19 protein-coding genes are annotated in these 17,482 nt (G+C 69.4%); 2 read left to right on the forward strand and 17 right to left on the reverse strand.

Features of this window, described 5'->3' with window-relative positions:
• Window positions 1–19: 19 nt before the first annotated feature.
• Complete coding sequence (gene tmk, locus ACRXBZ_RS12240; protein WP_433879231.1) at window positions 20–682, forward strand: dTMP kinase; 663 nt, start codon at window positions 20–22, stop codon at window positions 680–682.
• A complete protein-coding gene (locus tag ACRXBZ_RS12245) occupies window positions 679–1,503 on the forward strand; it encodes an aldo/keto reductase (RefSeq protein ID WP_433879232.1) in 825 nt (274 codons plus the stop codon). The genes tmk and ACRXBZ_RS12245 overlap by 4 nt, the downstream gene beginning before the upstream one ends.
• Window positions 1,504–1,749: 246 nt before the next feature.
• Here ACRXBZ_RS12245 and ACRXBZ_RS12250 read toward each other — a convergent pair whose 3' ends face one another.
• From ACRXBZ_RS12250 to ACRXBZ_RS12330, 17 genes are all read right to left on the reverse strand, one after another.
• Window positions 1,750–2,028, reverse strand: a complete 279-nt coding sequence (locus ACRXBZ_RS12250) for a hypothetical protein (RefSeq protein WP_433879233.1) — start codon at window positions 2,026–2,028, stop codon at window positions 1,750–1,752.
• Window positions 2,029–2,062: 34 nt separating this feature from the next.
• Entirely contained in the window at window positions 2,063–3,220 is a 1,158-nt protein-coding gene (gene dprA, locus ACRXBZ_RS12255; RefSeq protein ID WP_433879234.1) for a DNA-processing protein DprA, read from the reverse strand.
• On the reverse strand, window positions 3,220–4,737 hold the full coding sequence (locus ACRXBZ_RS12260; RefSeq protein ID WP_433879235.1) for a YifB family Mg chelatase-like AAA ATPase: 1,518 nt from the start codon (window positions 4,735–4,737) through the stop codon (window positions 3,220–3,222). Before ACRXBZ_RS12260 ends, dprA begins: the two co-directional genes overlap by 1 nt.
• Entirely contained in the window at window positions 4,738–5,139 is a 402-nt protein-coding gene (locus ACRXBZ_RS12265; protein ID WP_433879236.1) for a YraN family protein, read from the reverse strand.
• Window positions 5,140–5,495: 356 nt separating this feature from the next.
• On the reverse strand, window positions 5,496–5,819 hold the full coding sequence (locus tag ACRXBZ_RS12270; protein ID WP_010305976.1) for a DUF2469 domain-containing protein: 324 nt from the start codon (window positions 5,817–5,819) through the stop codon (window positions 5,496–5,498).
• A gap of 33 nt (window positions 5,820–5,852) precedes the next feature.
• The gene (locus tag ACRXBZ_RS12275) at window positions 5,853–6,605 is read right to left on the reverse strand and encodes a ribonuclease HII (RefSeq protein WP_433879237.1); all 753 of its coding nucleotides are present in this window, start codon (window positions 6,603–6,605) and stop codon (window positions 5,853–5,855) included.
• Window positions 6,606–6,612: 7 nt separating this feature from the next.
• Window positions 6,613–7,515, reverse strand: a complete 903-nt coding sequence (lepB, locus tag ACRXBZ_RS12280) for a signal peptidase I (protein WP_223840006.1) — start codon at window positions 7,513–7,515, stop codon at window positions 6,613–6,615.
• 293 nt (window positions 7,516–7,808) lie between these two features.
• Window positions 7,809–8,168, reverse strand: coding sequence for a 50S ribosomal protein L19 (gene rplS / locus ACRXBZ_RS12285; RefSeq protein WP_168584954.1), 360 nt, complete (start codon window positions 8,166–8,168; stop codon window positions 7,809–7,811).
• 192 nt (window positions 8,169–8,360) lie between these two features.
• Window positions 8,361–9,167 carry a tRNA (guanosine(37)-N1)-methyltransferase TrmD gene (trmD, locus tag ACRXBZ_RS12290; protein WP_433879238.1) on the reverse strand — a complete coding sequence of 269 codons (807 nt, stop codon included), beginning with the start codon at window positions 9,165–9,167 and terminating at the stop codon, window positions 8,361–8,363.
• 321 nt (window positions 9,168–9,488) lie between these two features.
• Window positions 9,489–10,028, reverse strand: coding sequence for a ribosome maturation factor RimM (gene rimM / locus ACRXBZ_RS12295; protein ID WP_433879239.1), 540 nt, complete (start codon window positions 10,026–10,028; stop codon window positions 9,489–9,491).
• A gap of 8 nt (window positions 10,029–10,036) precedes the next feature.
• A complete protein-coding gene (locus ACRXBZ_RS12300; protein WP_168584956.1) occupies window positions 10,037–10,276 on the reverse strand; it encodes an RNA-binding protein in 240 nt (79 codons plus the stop codon).
• On the reverse strand, window positions 10,273–10,725 hold the full coding sequence (gene rpsP, locus ACRXBZ_RS12305) for a 30S ribosomal protein S16 (RefSeq protein ID WP_168584957.1): 453 nt from the start codon (window positions 10,723–10,725) through the stop codon (window positions 10,273–10,275). Before rpsP ends, ACRXBZ_RS12300 begins: the two co-directional genes overlap by 4 nt.
• A gap of 189 nt (window positions 10,726–10,914) precedes the next feature.
• Entirely contained in the window at window positions 10,915–11,670 is a 756-nt protein-coding gene (locus ACRXBZ_RS12310; protein ID WP_168584958.1) for a CPBP family intramembrane glutamic endopeptidase, read from the reverse strand.
• Window positions 11,671–11,779: 109 nt separating this feature from the next.
• Window positions 11,780–12,634 (reverse strand): CPBP family intramembrane glutamic endopeptidase, encoded by an 855-nt coding sequence (locus ACRXBZ_RS12315; RefSeq protein WP_433879240.1) that lies wholly within the window; start codon window positions 12,632–12,634, stop codon window positions 11,780–11,782.
• 191 nt (window positions 12,635–12,825) lie between these two features.
• Window positions 12,826–13,902, reverse strand: coding sequence for a metal-dependent hydrolase family protein (locus tag ACRXBZ_RS12320; RefSeq protein ID WP_433879241.1), 1,077 nt, complete (start codon window positions 13,900–13,902; stop codon window positions 12,826–12,828).
• Complete coding sequence (gene ffh, locus ACRXBZ_RS12325) at window positions 13,899–15,443, reverse strand: signal recognition particle protein (RefSeq protein ID WP_433879242.1); 1,545 nt, start codon at window positions 15,441–15,443, stop codon at window positions 13,899–13,901. The genes ACRXBZ_RS12320 and ffh overlap by 4 nt, the downstream gene beginning before the upstream one ends.
• Window positions 15,444–15,620: 177 nt before the next feature.
• Entirely contained in the window at window positions 15,621–17,357 is a 1,737-nt protein-coding gene (locus ACRXBZ_RS12330; RefSeq protein ID WP_433879243.1) for a DEAD/DEAH box helicase, read from the reverse strand.
• Window positions 17,358–17,482: the final 125 nt, after the last annotated feature.

The raw sequence follows: 17,482 nt of genomic DNA on the forward strand, positions 1-17,482 counted from the left end.
TGTGCAAGGAGGGAGCACGATGCACGAACAACGCGGCCTGTTCGTCACCGTCGATGGCCCAAGCGGGGTGGGGAAATCGACCCTCGTACGGCTGCTCGCGCAGCGCCTGCGGTCCACCGGAACACCAACCCACCTCACCGCCGAACCCACCGACAGCGACATCGGCCAGTTAGCTCGGGCGAAGGTCGAGGACTCCGGCGGCGCGGTGCTGGCGTGCCTATTCACCGCCGACCGGTACCAGCACCTCACCGACGAGGTGCGCCCGCGTCTGGCCCAGGGCTACAACGTCGTCTCCGATCGCTACATCGCCTCGGGCATGGTGATGCAGCGTCTCGACCAGCTGGATCTGCGGTTTCTCCAGGTCATCAATGCCTACGCCGACAATCCCGATCTCGTAGTCATCCTCACCGCTTCCCCCGGCGTCGTCCGTGAACGGCTGGTCGGGCGTGGTCAGCACAACCGTTATCAGTTCGAGCGGGACTCCAGCCAGCTGGAGAGCCAGTTCTACGAGGATGCGGCCGACTACCTCGAGGCCCGTGGCACGCGGGTAATGCAAGTCGACACGACCGGCGTGGCCCCCGAGGTGATCGCCGCACAGGTCCACGACGAACTCGCCACACTCATGCGGCCGACCGTCCCGTCGGGGGCCACCGTTTCGGCAAAGGAGCAGCAGCAGGGATGACGGCAACTAAATCAGCCTCCGGGGTTTTCCACATCGGCGGTGAGCTTCCCGTCCGCAGGATCGGGTTTGGTGCGATGCAGTTGACGGGGCCGGGGCACTGGTACCACCCGACCGACATGGACGCCGCCTTGGCGGTGCTCCGTCGAGCTGTTGAGCTAGGGGTCAACCACATCGACACCGCGGACGCCTACGGCCCCGAGACCAGCGAACACCTGATCCGCAAAGCCCTGCGCCCATACCCGGACGATCTCGTGATCGCCACCAAGGGCGGGATGACCCGGCAAGGCCCGAACCGGTGGGCACCGGTCGGACGCCCGGAGTACCTGCGGCAATGCGTCGAGATAAGCCTGCGACGGCTGGCGCTGGAACAGCTCGACCTGTACTACCTGCATCGCATCGACCCGCACGTGCCGCTAGCCGACCAACTCGGCGTGCTGACCGAGATGCGCGACGAGGGCAAGATCAGGCACATCGGCCTGTCGAAAGTCACGATCGACCAGATCAACCAGGCGTTGAGCTTCACGCCGATCGCCGCGGTTCAAAACAGGTTCAACGCCAACGAGAGCGACCGCAAGATGCTGGACCACTGCACACGCACGGGCACGGCGTTCGTACCGTATGCCCCGCTCGATCAGGGCAATCTCGCCCAACCGACAACCGACGCCGACGGCACGGGCCAACTCTCACCTGCGCAACGGACACTGGCGTGGTTGCTCGGGCTCTCGCCAGTGGTGTTGCCGATACCCGGCACGACATCGCTCGACCACCTGACGGAGAACCTGGACACGCCGATTCCGCTGGCCGACGTAGTGCGTGGGTAAGCCGTTAAACGCAATGAGCGCCCCGCACCCGTTGATCGGGTGCGGGGCGCGTTCTCATCCACGAGGGGCGTGCGGCCTGCTGCGGAGTCCGCAGCATCACCCGCCATCGTGGCCGGGGCGTAGGTGGGTGGGGTGTTGGAGCCGAGTAGTAGCCGGGTCAGCCATGCGGGCAATCTCGGTTCGGCCCAGCGCAGCGAGGCGTAGACGGCGGCGGGCACCACGGTCCGCAGCCACGAACGGAACTGGTCAGACATTGGCGTCCCTCCGCGCCACGTTCACGTCCACCTGCACAGTGGCGTCTGCAATGGTGGTGCGTACGGTTTCGCTGATGCGCGCGATCAGCTCGTCAGCGTCGAATTCGCTTCCGGTGATTGCGGCGGCCAGCGCGCGGATCGTCTCGGCCTGCGCAGCGAGCAGGGCACAGGCCTGAAACCCATAGGCGTCGCCGTTGAGGGCTGCGTCCGCGATGCTGAGCTTGACCTCGGATCCGGCTACGCGCGACGCGTGCCGTTCGCGCCACAGCACGCGGAAGTTCAGCTGTCAGCACGTGATCACGTAATCACTCCGTCGCCGACCACCCCCCTTCCGACCTGGCAACGAACCCGCCCAGTTCCAACTCCGGCAGCAGCGCCCGGACCCTGCCCAACGACAGCCCCGAATCCCGCGCCAACTCCTCCGCACCGGCACAATCCACACCGGTCAAAGCATCATGCAAACGCCGCGCATCCGGATGCAGCCCATCGGTACGGCGGTGCTGGGCAGGGATTTCGACCGCCGGCAACGCGCCGAGCGGACTCAGCGCCTCCAGGACCTCCTGGGTACGGGTGACCAGCACAGCCTGACCGGACCGGACCATCCCATGGCAACCCACCGAATTCTTCGACATCACCGACCCGGGCACAGCCAACACGGGCCGTCCCAACGCATCAGCAGTGTTCGCGGTGTTGGCCGCGCCACTACGGGCACTGGCCTCGACCACGACGGTGGCCTGGCCCACCGACGCGATCAACCTGTTCCGGACCAGAAAACGATGCTTCCGAGGCGGAGTACCCAGCGGATACTCACTCACCACGACACCCTGATCGGCGATAGCACGCAGTAACCTACCGTGCCCCGCCGGGTAATCGACATCGACACCGCACGCGAGGAACGCAACCGTCAACCCTCCCGCCGCGAGCGCACCCCGATGCGCGGCTCCATCAATGCCGTACGCAGCCCCAGAGACCACAGTGAACCCCGCGGTCGCCAGCCCGTGACCGAACTCCGCCGCCACGTGCTCGCCATAGCCGGATGCGGCTCTGGCACCGACCACGGCCACCGCCCGCTCCGCCGCTTCCGACAGCACCGCCTTGCCACGAACCCACAACGCGATCGGCTCGGCCATCCCCGGCAGGTCAACCGATCTCGCCCCGAACAGACCATCGAACGCCTCACGCGGCCATTCCGGGTCCTCCGGCACGACCAGCCGAACACCAGCGGACTCGGCGGCCACCAACAGCTGCTCGCCCGAGACATGCCATCGCCGCGCCTCGACCTCCGCCACAACAGCCGGCGGCGCCTTCTCCCGCCGGATCAAACCGACCGCCCGGCACGGGCCCCGCTCCGCGACGAACCCGGCCAGCGCCGGGGCCGGCGGCTCGGCAACCGCAGCCAGGAAAGCCCTAGCAGCCAGCAACTCCCGCTTCGCCCTCTCCGCCATCGCGGTCCACCTCGCCATCACGCCGCCCTCCTGTCCCGGAACTCCAAGGCCGCCGCCACGTGCTCCGCATCCGGTTGATCACGCCCATCGAGGTCGGCCAGCGTCCACGCCACCCGCAGGCACCGGTCGGCGCCCCGCGCCGTGATCGCGCCGACCTCCAGCCCCCGGTCCAGCAGTCCCGTCGCCTCGACCGGCAACGTGAACTCCCGCCGCAGCACCGGCCCCGGGACCTCGGTGTTGGTCTGCCACCCGTGCGCGGCCCACCGCTCCCGCGCCGCCGCCCGCGCGTCCTCCACCCGCTTGCGCACCGCCGCTGTGCCCTCCGGCTCGGCGCCGCTGCGCACGGTCATCGCGGTGATGGGGCGCATCCGAACCCGCAGATCGACCCGATCCAGCAGCGGTCCGGACAACTTGCCGAGGTAGCGCCGCCGGACCTGCGGCGCGCACTGGCAGTCCAGGTCGCGAGCCGGCGCGCACGGACACGGATTCGTGGCCAGGACCAGCTGGAACCGCGCCGGGTAGCGCAGCGTGCCGTCACGCCGGGCCAGCCGGACCTCGCCTTCCTCCAACGCCGTTCGCAAAGCCTCCAATCGTTTCGGCCCGAGCTCGCAAGCCTCATCCAGAAGCAGCACCCCTCGATGAGCGCTGCTGACCGCGCCCGGCCTCGCCAGCCCGGTGCCGCCGCCGATCAGGGCCGGGATCGACAGCGTGGGATGCGGCGCCACGAACGGCGGAGTCCGGATCAGCGCAGCCGTCCCCGGCAGGTCGCCGGCCACCGAGCGGATCGCCGTGACCTCCAGCGCCTCGGACGCGGTCAGGCTCGGCAACAGCCCGCACAGCCGCTTGGCCAGCATCGTCTTGCCGGTGCCCGGCGGCCCGACCATCAACAGGTGGTGGCCGCCCGCCGCGGCGACCTCCAGGGCCCACCTCGCCTCGGGTTGCCCCAGCACGTCGGAGAGATCCGGCACGTCCTCGGTCGGCGGCTGGTCGACCGGCGGCGGCCGGCGATCGAGCTCGCCGAGTTCGCGCAGCCAGGCGACGACGTCCCGCAGATGCCCGGCGCCGAGCACCTCGATGTCTTCCACCAAGTGCGCCTCGGCCAGTGCCTCGGCGGGTACCACCGCGCGGCGCATGCCCGCCCGGCGAGCGGCCAGGAGCGCGGGCAGCAGGCCGCGAACCGGCCGGATGCGCCCGTCCAGGGCCAACTCGCCGAACAGCACCGTGCCCGCCAGCCGGTGCGGCGGGACCAGTTCCGCCCCGGCCAGCACCGCGCAGGCCAGCGCCAGGTCGTACGACGTACCGGTCTTGGGCAGCGCGGCCGGTGACAGCGCCAACGTCACGCAGCTCGCCGGCCAGTCCTCCTTGCAGTTCTGGATCGCCGCGCGCACCCGGTTCTTCGACTCCTGCAGGGCCGTGTCGGGCAGGCCGAGGAGCTGCACAGATGGCAACCCACCTTTGCGCACGTCGGCTTCTACCTCGACGAGCACGCCGTCCACTCCGAACAGCGCGACCGCCCAGGTCCGTCGCAGTGCCATCTAGAACACCCCTTCCATGTGCTTGATGCGCGGCCGCTTGCCTGGCGGCCACAGCACCGCGACGACGTCGAACCGCACCCGGCAACCCACCAGGCCACGCGCGGCCAGCCAGGACTGCGCCACGCTGCGGATCCGGTTGATCTTCTCCGGCGCGATCGCGTAGCTCGGTCCGCCGTAGTCCGTGCCGGAGCGCGCCTTGACCTCGCAGCACACCACGGTGTCGCCGTCGGTGGCGACGATGTCGAGTTCTCCTTGCGGGCATTGCCAATTCCGGTCCAGCACGGTCAGGCCGCGGCGTTCCAGGAGCGCGGCCGCCAGCCGCTCGCCCTCGGCGCCCAACGCATGTCTGCGGCCCCTGGTGTCGTCATCGGACAGCTGACCCACGACCTTCTTCCGGTCCACGGCTTCCTCCTCGATTCGTGTTCGGGGTTTCCGTGCCGGTATCCGGAAGCGCACATGAGCGAGTTTCACCAAGTACGCCAAGGGGTTCGGGCACGTCGATGTATCCAAGGTGCCCGGATTCGGAACCGATCTCCAGTTATTTTCAAAATCTGTGGATAAATCCGTCTGCTGTGGACAACTCTCCTTACCCGGAGGAGTGAGAACAGTTGTCGTTTAAGCAAAAATCGCTTCCCATACTGCGAAATTTGCAGAATCCGCCGATACGGGAATTGGGGTCACGCAGCATTTGCACAAAGGCTTGCAGAAAGAAGAAGCCCGGGCGGTCGGATTCGACCACCCGGGCTGCGAGATCGGGATCAGGAACCGAACGGGCCGCTCTCCGGCAGCCGGAGGTCCGGTTTGTCCAGCTCTTCGACATTGACGTCCTTGAACGTGATCACCCGCACGTTCTTCACGAACCGCGCCGGCCGGTACATGTCCCACACCCACGCGTCCGACATCGCCACCTCGAAGTAGACCTCCGAGTCGGAGTTACGCACCTGGACGTCCACGACGTTGGCCAGGTAGAAGCGCCGTTCCGTCTCCACGACGTAGGTGAATTGCCCGACGATGTCGCGGTACTCCTTGTAGAGCTGCAGCTCCATCTCGGTCTCGTACTTCTCGAGATCCTCGGCGCTCATCGCTGTACGAGCCCTTCTGCATTGCCGTTCGGACTACAACGCCTCATTGTCCACCACATCCCCCTCCGAAGCATCGAACAACCCGGGCTTGCTGGTCACGGTGCGCGGCGAGCGCATCCCGTGCCGCTGCGCCGCGGCCACCACGTTCGCGTAGGACCACCGGTGCTCGGCGCAGGGGCCGAACCGCGTCAGCCGGGCCGAGTGCACGGGCGTGCTGTACCCCTTGTGCTCGTCGAACCCGTAGTCGGGGAACTCGACGTGGAGCTGCGCAGTCATCAACCGGTCCCGGGTCACCTTCGCCAGCACCGACGCCGCGGCCACGCAGGCCGCGACCAGATCGCCCTTCACCACGGCCACGCTGGGCGTCGCCAGTCCCGGCACGCGGAAGCCATCGGTCAGCACGTAACCCGGATGGGGAGTCAGCTGAGCGACCGCACGCCGCATGCCCTCCAGGTTCGCCACGTGGATGCCGAGCGCATCGACGTCCTCGGCCGGGATCACGATGGTGGACCAGCTCAGCGCCCGCTCGGTCACGCGGTCGTACAGGCGCTCCCGGTCGGCCTCCGAGAGCACCTTCGAGTCCGTCAGCCCATCGAACCGCCGCGCGTCCCCAGGGCGGAGCGCGCACCCGGCCACCACGAGCGGACCCGCGCACGCGCCACGCCCGGCCTCGTCCACTCCTGCCACCGGCCCGAGGCCCCTGCGGTCCAACGCGCTCTGGAGAGCCCAGTTACCACTGCTGCGCCGGATCACCGACCTCGGCGGCCGGAACGCCGCCACCGTCACGTCGACGTCACTCCGACGACCGTCTCTTGTTGACCACACCGACGAGCCTACGACCCAGCCACAGCGTCGGGAACGCCGCGGCGAACCCGACGCCCATCGGCACCCCGGTCTGCCAGGACGGTGCGCCCAGCGCGGTGGTCTGCGGGTTCGGTTCCGGGATGCTCTGCCAGCGGGTCGGCGGCAGCACGATCAGCTGGGCCTTGCCGATCACGTTCTCGACCGGCACGGCACCGTTGATACCGCCACCGCCCTGCACCCGCGAGTCCGCCGAGTCGTTGCGGTTGTCGCCCATCACCCACAGGTGCCCCGGCGGCACCGTCACCGGCTTGAACTCGTCCTGACCGACGCCGCGTCCGGGCTCCCAGTACAGGTACGGCTCGTTGAGCGGCTTGCCGTCGACCAGCATCCGGTTCTGCGCGTCACAGCACTCCACGGTCTGGCCGCCGACGGCGATCACCCGCTTGACGAAGTCCTTCTCGTCCGGAGCGCCGAAGCCCAGCAGCGACGCCGCGCCCTGGAAGAAGCCGGCGACGGGATTGGACGGCTCATCCGCCTCAAACTCGTTCTGCACCCAGGGCTGCGGGCCGCGGAACACCACCACGTCGCCAGGTTCCGGATCGCTGAACCGGTAGGTGACCTTGTCCACCAGCACCCGGTCGTTGTTGCAGCCGGTGCACCCGTGCAGGGTCTGCTCCATCGACTGCGACGGGATCACGTACACCCTGGCCAGGAACGCCTGGATGAGCACCGTCAGGACGAGTGCCGTGACGATCAGGATCGGCAGCTCGCGCCAGAACGAGCCCTTCTTCTTGCCCTTGGGCTTGCGGCGGCGGGAACCATCCCCCGGCTCGTCCGGGGCACCGCCGGGGTGCTCCGCACCGTTGGGGTCTTCCGCTGATCCGCTGCGCATGACGTCGGCCACCGGGCCAGGCTACTGGAACCGCGGCGGCCGCCGACGCGCTCCCCCGCCTCAGACACCTGATTCGAACGCCCAGCGGCACGGCTTTGACGTGCGCTTTTCCGGTACATCCGATTCGAGGGAACGGGACGACACCACGCGGACCAGCCGGTGACCACTCGAAGGTGGAACACCCGACCGCCACCGGTACACGACCGCCACCGGGCAAAACGCCTATCCACGGCACGCGAAACGGCCCAGGCGCTTGCACCTGGGCCGTTCGGTGGTTCCGAGTGGAACGCCGATCAGGAAGCCGGCGCGGTCTCGCGCTTCTCCTTGATCTTGGCCTTCTTGCCGCGCAGCTCGCGCAGGTAGTACAGCTTCGCCCGCCGAACGTCACCGCGCGCCACGACCTCGATCTGCGCGATGTTCGGGGTGTGCACCGGGAACGTCCGCTCCACACCGACACCGAAGGAAATCTTGCGCACGGTGAAGGTCTCCCGGACGCCACCGCCGTGCCGGCGGATGACCACGCCCTGGAAGACCTGGATCCGCTCGCGCGAACCCTCGATGACGCGGACGTGGACCTTCAGCGTGTCGCCAGGCCGGAAGGCCGGAATGTCGGAACGCAACGACTGGGCGTCCAGCGCGTCCAGGGTGTTCATCGGTGGTCCGTCCTCATCCGTGTCGAAGGCACCCGTGTTCTCGCATGTCGATGACCCGACCTACTGGTGGGCACCGCCTGACACGGGGTGAACTTGCTTGTGAGCCCGCCGAACCTGACGTTCGGCTGCATCAACCGTTCCAGTGTGCCAGATCCGCATTTCGGCGTCTGAACCGGCCCCACCGACGCGGGGTCAGCGCGGCGCGTCTCCGGCATTCCGGGACTCGTCGGAATGCTCCGACTCCCGCAGCTTATCGAGTTGCTCGCGGTCGGCCGCGTCCAGGGTCCCCACCGGCAGCGCGGCCAGCAGATCCGGGCGCCGCCGGTAGGTCCGGGCCAGCGCCTGATCGCGCCGCCAGCGGGCGATCGCGGCGTGGTTACCGGAACGCAGCACGTCCGGCACGGCGTGCCCACGCCACACCTCGGGGCGGGTGTAGCAGGGTCCTTCCAGCAGGCCGTCGGAGAACGAGTCCTGCTCGGCCGACAGGGGGTTGCCCAGCACGCCTGGCAGCAGCCGGGCCACCGCCTCGATCATGACCAGCGCGGCGACCTCGCCGCCGACCAGCACGTAGTCGCCGATGGAGACCTCCTCCACCGGCATCCGGGTGGCGGCGTCGTCGATCACCCGCTGGTCGATGCCTTCGTAGCGACCGCAGGCGAACACCAGCCAGGGCTCGGCGGACCAGCGGATGGCGGTGCGCTGGTCGAACGGCCGCCCGGCCGGGGTCGGCACCACCAGCCGCGGCGTGGGGGAGTCAGCGGATGCCGCAGCAGCTCCACAAACATCGTCCAGCGCTTCGCCCCAGACGTCCGGCTTCATCACCATGCCGGGGCCGCCGCCGTAGGGGCTGTCGTCCACGGCCCGGTGCACGTCGTGCGTCCAGTCCCGCAGGTCGTGCACGCCGACCGCGATCCGCTCGCGTTCGATGGCCTTGCCCAGCAGCGCTTCCCGCAGCGGGGCCAGGTAGTCGGGGAAGATCGTGATGACGTCGATGCGCATGGGGCGGTACTTGTCTCCGAACTCGTCTTGCTTAGCGGTGCCGGTAGCGGCCCCTTGAGGGAGTTACCGTCGCCTTCTCGACTCCGGGGTCCCCCGGCTTACGTATGTCCAAATACGCGGCGCTGGGGCTTTCCTCGCGAGATAGCTCGGGGTGTGTCCCCGCAGGATACTGTTGCGAACCTGCGGCGGTGCGAGTCGCGTAGGCGGGCCAAGCGGCTGCGCCGCTTCAAGAGACGAGACCAGATCGCGTTCAAAGGCGGGCTCTGAAACACCCCCACCGGACGGCGAGGGCGGTTTTGGCTTGCTGTAGCCGGTGCGGCGTCACTCCGCGTCGAGCAGGCCTTCCGGCGGGTCTACGACGAGGCGACCGGCGGCGAGATCGACCTCGGGCACGATCTCGGCCACGAACGGCACCAGGACCTCCCGGCCGTCGGGGGTGCGCACGGCCAGCAGCTCGCCAGCAGGCGTGTGCAGCACTTCGCTCACCGCGCCCACCTCGTCGCCGGAGACCAGTTCGACCCGCAGGCCGGTCAGCTCGCGGTCGTGGAACTCGTCCGGATCACCGGTCGGTTCGAGGACGTCGGAGCGGACCGTGAGCAGCACACCGCGCAGGTCCTCGGCGGCATCCCGGCCCTCGACGCCCTCCGCGCGCACGAGCAGCCGCCCGGCGTGCTGCCGGGCGGCTGTCACCGTGAGGTTCTGCGCGCGGACCACCCCGCGCCGCTGGACCCCGAGCACCGAGCCGGGAGCGAACCGCAGCTCCGGACTGTCGGTGAGCACCTCGACGACGAGTTCTCCCCGGATGCCGTGCGGTCGCACGACGCGGCCGACGGCCAGGATTTCCAGCTCGGGCTCGTTCATGGTCGTGCTCAGCGGTCGGTGTCGACCACGTCGACCCGGATGCCGCGCCCGCCGATGCCGGACATCACGGTCCGGAGCGCCGTCGCGGTGCGCCCACCGCGACCGATGACCTTGCCCAGGTCGTCCGGGTTCACGTGCACCTCGAGGGTGCGACCGCGCCGGGTCGTGAGCAGCTGGACGTGGACATCGTCGGGGTTGTCGACGATGCCGCGCACCAGGTGTTCAAGCGCGTCCGCGAGGACCGTCACGCCTGACCTTCCTCGGACTTCTGCTCTTCGGCCTTGTCCTCAGCCTTGTCCTCGGCCTTCTTCGCACCCTTCTTCTTCGGGGTGGTGGCCTCGGTGGTGGGCTCCTCGCCGGCGGCGGCCAGTGCAGCTTCGAACAGCGCCTGCTTGCTCGGCTTCGGCTCGGCGACCTTCAGCCGACCCTCGGCACCCGGCAGGCCCTTGAACTTCTGCCAGTCGCCGGTGATCTCCAGGATGTTCTGCACCGGTTCGGTCGGCTGCGCGCCGACACCCAGCCAGTACTGCACCCGCTCCGAGTTGACGATGATGCCGCTGGGGTTCTGCTTCGGGTGGTACTGCCCGATCGTCTCGATGGCCCGGCCGTTGCGGCGGGTCCGGGCGTCGGCGACGACGATGCGGTAGTGCGGCTCGCGGATCTTGCCGATCCGCGCGAGCTTGATCTTCACAGCCACGGGTGCTGGTGCTCCTCAGACTCTCGTTCGTGCTCCGGTGAGCATGCCCAAGCCGCGTGGGGCAGCGGAGTGGAATGCTCGTACGTCAATGGGCCACAAGCGGTGAGAGGGACCCCTCGCGGCGAACAGCATCTCATTGTGCCAGATACCGCGGCCGCCGTTGCCACGGACCCGGGCCAGCAGGCACCGCTAGGCCGGGAGCAGGCCGAGGGAGATTAGCAGCAAGCCGAGCGCGGGCAGGAAGTTGTTCACCTGGTGCGCGACCACGCTCGCCGTCAGCCGCCCGGTGACTAGCCGGGCCACGCCGATCGGGATGGCGATCACCAGCAGCAGCACGGTGCGCTCCGGCTCCAGGTGGCCGATCGCGAAGACCGCGGTGCTGAGCACGAACACGTTCAGCTGGCTCCAACGCAACCGTTCCATCGCGCCCCAGAGCAGCCCGCGGTAGAGCAGCTCCTCGCACAGCGGCGCCACCAGCCAGATGTGCAGGAAGATCACCACCGCCAGCGCCGGTGGCAGCTGCACCCCGTCGACCAGGCTGCTCACCGTGGACTGCCCTTCGCCCGGGCCCATCCACTTCATCCACAGCATCGAGGCGATGGTCGTCGTGACCAGGCCGACGCTCCCGATGGCCAGGCCGGTGGTGACGTCCGACCAGTGCCATTCGAGGCCGAAGTCGAGTCGCGGGCCGTTGCCGCGCACCACGGTGATCACCACCGCCACCGCCCCGGCCAGCACCGTCGGCAGCACCAGCATCACGACCAGCGTCACGCTGTCGGGGCTGCCCAGCGCGGCGGCGAGCGTCACCGAGACCAGCACGAAGATCGCCTGCGCGAAGAAGAACGCTCCGAGCCCCCACCGGTGGGTCCGAGCCGACTCGGGCTCCGGCGGGGTGGGCGGCAGCGATGCGTTCGCAGCGGGCTCGGGCTGCTTCGGTGTGTTCACGGGAGCCTCCGTGGTGCCGATCGGCGGCCGCTTGCCTGATCATGTCGGCGTACGGACGCCGGCGGAGTCGCCAGGCTATACCCGCCGGTACCGCCGACGGCAGCGAATTTCAGCCGGCGACGGCGAACAGCAGCAAGGCGGGCAGGAAGTTGTTCGTGGCGTGCGCGATCATGCTCGCCACCACCCGGCCGGTGATCATCCGCGCGGCCCCGATTGCCAGGCCGCCGACGAACAGCACCGGCGTGCGCCACACTTCCTGGTGAATAAGCGCGAAGATCAACGAGGTCAGCACCAGGATCGCGTACCTCGGGATGCGGTACTGCTCCAGGGCGCCCCAGAGCGCACCGCGCATGAGCAGCTCCTCGGTCAGCGGGGCGCCGAGGAAGGCGAACAACGCGAACAGGAACAGCCAAACGGTCCGCTCGCCCTGCATCAGCCGGGTCAGATCGGTCTCCGGGGGCGGCCCGGAGATGGCGATTATCACCACTGCCAGCACCCAGGAACCGAGCAGCGCGATGGCCCCGCAGGCCAGCCCCACCTTGAAATCGCGCCGTTTCGGCAGGATGCCGAAGTCCGAGCGCAGCCCGTTGCCGCGCCACCAGGAAAACGCCGCGGGCACCAGGCCGAGCAGGATGTTCGGGGCGAAGGCCAGCAGCAACAGCGGCCCGGTGTTGGGCGGCGCTGTCGGGTCGAACCCGTTGGCCCGCGACGGCCGGAGCGCGTGGAGGATCAGCACGACCAGGTAGTAGCCGCCGTAGCCGATGAAGAACGCCGCGAAACCCCAAGCCAGGGAGCCGCGGCGGGCAGCCTCCAGCTGCGCCTCCCAGAACCGCGGGTGCAGGTCCGCGTCGGTGGTGTCCTCAGCCGGGGGCATCGGCCGCGCGGCCGGCGTCGACGGCGGCTGGGCCGGTTCCTCAGGCGGCTTCGGGAACTCCCGCTCTTCCCGCTCGGGCAGCTCATCCACATTGGCTCCCTCGACGATTTCACCCTAGGTGCTCGACGAACGCGCTGCGCCGCGCACTCCACGATGACCCGGTGAATCGGAGATCGAACCCGGAAGCAACCGCTGGCGTGAAGGATGACCGGCACCCTCGCCCGGCCACGCCGGCCAAAGGTGCCGTTCACTGAGCCAGAATCGCCCGTTGGGCGAGGGGTTCATGCGCCGACGATGTTGCCGCGCAGGACGATCCGCTTCGGGTAGCGCAGGGCCGTCAGGTCCTTGCGCGGGTCCTCGTCGTAGCAGACCAGGTCGGCCGGGGCGCCATGCTCCAGCCCGGACCAGCCCAGCCACTCGCGGGCGGCCCACGACGCCGCACCCAGCGCCTGCTCGGTGGACATCCCGACCCGGTGCAGCGCGAGCACCTCGTCGGCCAGCATGCCGTGCGCGATGCCGCCGCCGGCATCGGTGCCCGCGTACACCGGGATGCCCGCCTCGATCGCCTTCGCGACCGTTCGATCGGCCCGCTCGTAGAGGTCGGTCATGTGCGCCGCGTAGGTCGGGTACTTGGTCGCGGCCGCCGCGAAGGACGGGAAGTTCTCGACGTTGACCAGCGTCGGCACCAGCGCCGTGCCGTGCCGGGCCATCAGCTCGACCGACTCGTCGGTGAGCCCGGTGCCGTGCTCGACGCAGTCGATGCCGGCCTCGATCAGGCCGGGCAGCGCCGCCTCGCCGAAGACGTGCGCGGTGACCCGGGCACCCAGCCGGTGCGCCGTCGAGATCGCCTCGGCCAGCACCTCGTCGCTCCACAGCGGCGCGAGGTCGCCCACCGACCGGTCGATCCAGTCGCCGACGAGCTTGATCCAGCCGTCGCCGCAGGCGACCTGCTCGGCGACCGCGGCGGGCAGCTGCTCCTCGTGCTCCAGCTGGTCGGCCAGGTACGGGATGTAGCGCTTGGGCCGTGCCAGGTGCCTGCCGGCGCGGATGATCCTGGGCAGGTCCTCGCGTTCCTGCAGCGGCCGGGTGTCGATCGGCGCGCCGCAGTCGCGGATCAGCAGCGTCCCGGCGTCCCGGTCCGCTTCCGCCTGCGCCGCGGCCTCGTCGAGCTCCACCGGGCCGTGGGTGCTTATGCCGACGTGGCAGTGCGCGTCGACCAGGCCGGGCAGCACGAAACCGCCGTCGAACACCGTCTCGGCGCCGGGCACCGGATCCAGGCTGATCAGCCCGTCCTGCACCCAAAGCTCCCGGTGCGCGCCGTCGGGCAGCACGACGGCGCGCAGGTGCAGGACGGTCAATTCTTCTTGCCGAAGTTCAGCTTTGACGGGTCGAAGCCCGGCGGCAGGTCGTTCATGCCGCCTTCCAGCTTGGACAGGTCCGGGCCCGCGCCGGGCATGCCCAGGCCGCCCGGGGGCAGGCCGGGGAAGCCACCGGGCAGGCCGCGCATGCCCTTGGGCTGCGTCGGACCGCGCCCCTTCTTGCCCTTCTTCCCCTTCTTGGCCTTGCGGTTCTTGCTCCCGCCACCGCCGCCGAAGCCGAAGCCGCCCGCCATTTGCTGCATCATCTTGCGGGCCTCGAAGAAGCGGTTGACCAGGTCGTTGATCTCGCTGATGGCCACCCCGGAGCCACGCGCGATGCGCTGCCGGCGGGAGGCGTTGATGATCTTCGGGTCGGCCCGCTCGGCGGGCGTCATGCCGCGGATGATCGCCTGGATGCGGTCCAGGCTCTTCTCGTCGAAGTTGGCCAGCTGCTCCTTCATCTGGCCCGCGCCCGGCAGCATGCCCAGCAGGTTCTGCAGCGGGCCCATCCGACGGATCGCCTGCATCTGCTCCAGGAAGTCCTCCAGGGTGAGCTGGCCGGTGCCCAGCTTCTGCGCGGCCTGCTCGGCCTGCTCCTGGTCGAATGCTTGCTCGGCCTGCTCGATGAGGGTGAGCAGGTCGCCCATGCCCAGGATCCGGTTGGCCATCCGGTCCGGGTGGAAGACGTCGAAGTCCGCCAACTGCTCGCCGCTGGAGGCGAACATGATCGGCTGCCCGGTGACCTCGCGGACCGACAGCGCGGCACCACCGCGGGCGTCGCCGTCGAGTTTGGTCAGCACCACGCCGGAGAACCCGACGCCGTCGCGGAAGGCCTCGGCGGTGTTCACCGCGTCCTGGCCGATCATCGCGTCCAGCACGAACAGGATCTCGTCCGGGGTGATCGCGTCCCGGATGTCGGCGGCCTGCTTCATCATCTCTTCGTCGATGCCCAGCCGGCCGGCGGTGTCGACGATGACGATGTCGTGCTGCGCCCGGCGGGCCTCGTCGATGCTGCGGCGGGACACCTCGACGGGGTCGCCGACGCCGTTGCCGGGTTCTGGCGCGAACACCGGTACCCCGGCGCGCTCCCCGACCACCTGCAGCTGGTTCACCGCGTTCGGGCGCTGCAGGTCGCAGGCCACGAGCAGCGGGGTGTGGCCCTGCCCGGCGAGCCACTTGGCGAGCTTGCCGGCCAGCGTGGTCTTACCGGAACCCTGCAGACCGGCCAGCATGATCACGGTCGGCGGCGTCTTGGCGAACTCCAGCCGACGGGTCTCGCCGCCGAGGATGGTGACCAGTTCCTCGCTGACGATCTTGATGACCTGCTGGGCCGGGTTCAGCGCCTGCGAGACGTCGGCACCCTTGGCGCGATCCTTGACACCCTTGATAAAACCGCGCACCACGGGAAGCGCCACGTCGGCTTCGAGGAGGGCGATGCGGATCTCCCGCGCGGTGGCGTCGATGTCCGCGTCGGACAGCCGCCCCTTGCCGCGCAAGTTCGTCAGGACCGAGGTGAGCCGGTCGGAGAGAGTGTCGAACACGGGTTCACGGGCTCCAGAGTCGATGGATGTGCCTGGGTACCTATGCGAGGGTAACCGGCCGGGCCAGTGGCCCGGTGTGGGCCGGGGAGCGCGATTTCGCGTGAAATCGCCGCGCCCGCCTCAGCCGGGGTGGCGATTTCGCGCGAAATCGCCACCTCCGCCGCTCCCGAGTGGCGCTTACGCGCCGCTGTGCCTCAAATCGCGCTTGCCCGTCGAGCGGGACTGCGGCGAGCGCTGGCCCTTGCGGTGCGGCCGCGGCTTGTCCCGATCCCGATCCCGGTCCCGGCCAGGGCGGCGCGGGCGGCGGTTGATGAACTCGCCGTCGGCGCGGCTGATCCGCAGGCCACGCCCGGCAACCTGGGTGGTGCGCAGCTTGCTGAGCAGCTCTTCCGGCAGGTCGGCGGGCAGCTCGATCAGGGTGTGCTCGTTGCGGATGTCGATGTGCCCGATGTACTTGCTGGGCACGCCGCCCTCGTTGGCCAGCGCCCCGACCAGGGCCCGCGGGGTGACGCGGTTGCGGCGGCCTACCTCGACCCGGTAGGTCTCGGTCTCCGAGTTGGTCGTCTCGAAGGACGAGCCGTCGCGGCGGGCCGGCGGCTCGACGGGCTCCGGGTCCAGCAGCAGCGGCCGGTCGCCCTGCGCCATGGCGGCCAGCGCCGCGGCGATCTCCGTGGCCGGCACGTCGTGGGTCCGCTCATACTCCGACACCAGGTCCTGGAAAACCTCCAGTCCGCCGCTGGCCAGGGTGTCGGTGATGCTCTGGGCGAACTTCGCCAGCCGCCGGTCGTTGACCGCATCGATGCTGGGCAGCTCCATCTGCTGGATGTTTTGGCGGGTGGCCCGCTCGATGGACCGCAGCAGGTGGCGCTCGCGCGGCGAGACGAACAGGATCGCCTCCCCGCTGCGTCCGGCCCGGCCGGTGCGGCCGACGCGGTGCACGTACGACTCGGTGTCGTGCGGGATGTCGTAGTTGAGCACGTGGGAGATGCGCTCGACGTCGAGGCCGCGCGCGGCGACGTCGGTGGCCACCAGGATGTCGATCTTGCCGTCCCGGAGGTGGCCGATCGTGCGCTCCCGCTGCGCCTGCGCGATGTCGCCGTTGATCGCGGCCGCGCTGAAGCCGCGAGCCTGCAGCTTCTCGGCGAGCTCCTCGGTGAGCTGCTTGGTGCGGACGAACACGATCATCGCGTCGAAGGTCTCGACTTCGAGGATCCGGGTCAGTGCGTCCAGCTTGTTCGCCGCGCGCACCGGCACGTGCCGCTGGTTGATGTTGGTCGCGGTGCTGGTCTTGGTCTTGACCGAGATCTCGACCGGCTCGTTGAGGTAGTTCTGGCTGATCTTGCGGATCGCGCCGGGCATGGTCGCGGAGAACAGCGCCACCTGCCGGCTGGCCGGCACGGACTGCAGGATTTTCTCCACGTCCTCGATGAAGCCCATCCGTAGCATCTCGTCGGCCTCGTCGAGCACCAGGTTCTTGAGCCCGGTCAGGTCGAGCGAGCCCTTCTCCAGGTGGTCGATCAGCCGACCGGGGGTGCCGACGACGACGTGCGCGCCGCGGCGCAGGCCGGCGAGCTGCGGGCCGTAGCTGGTGCCGCCGTAGATCGGCAGCACGTGAAAGCCTGGGATGTGCGCGGCGTAGCGCTGGAACGCCTCGGCGACCTGGATGGCCAGCTCGCGGGTGGGCGCGAGCACCAGGGCCTGCGGGCCGGTGGCGTCCAGGTCCAGGCGGGACAGGATGGGCAGCGCGAACGCGGCGGTCTTGCCGGTGCCGGTCTGGGCCAGGCCGAGCACGTCGCGGCCCTCCAGCAGCAGCGGGATGGTCTTCTCCTGGATCGGCGACGGGTTCTCGTAGCCGATCTCGGTCAGCGTCTGGCAGACGCGCGGGTCGAGATCAAGTTCGTCGAAGTTCGGCATGCTGAACGCGGGTCTCCTCGGTGGACTCGGCAAGGGCTGATGGATTGCGGAAACGGCCCTGCACTGCCCGCCCGGGAGGTCCGGGGGATCGGCTAGGCGTCGGCTCGGAAGCTCAGATCGCCGCG

The organism is Saccharopolyspora hattusasensis (assembly GCF_050972075.1).
GTDB lineage: Bacteria > Actinomycetota > Actinomycetes > Mycobacteriales > Pseudonocardiaceae > Saccharopolyspora > Saccharopolyspora hattusasensis.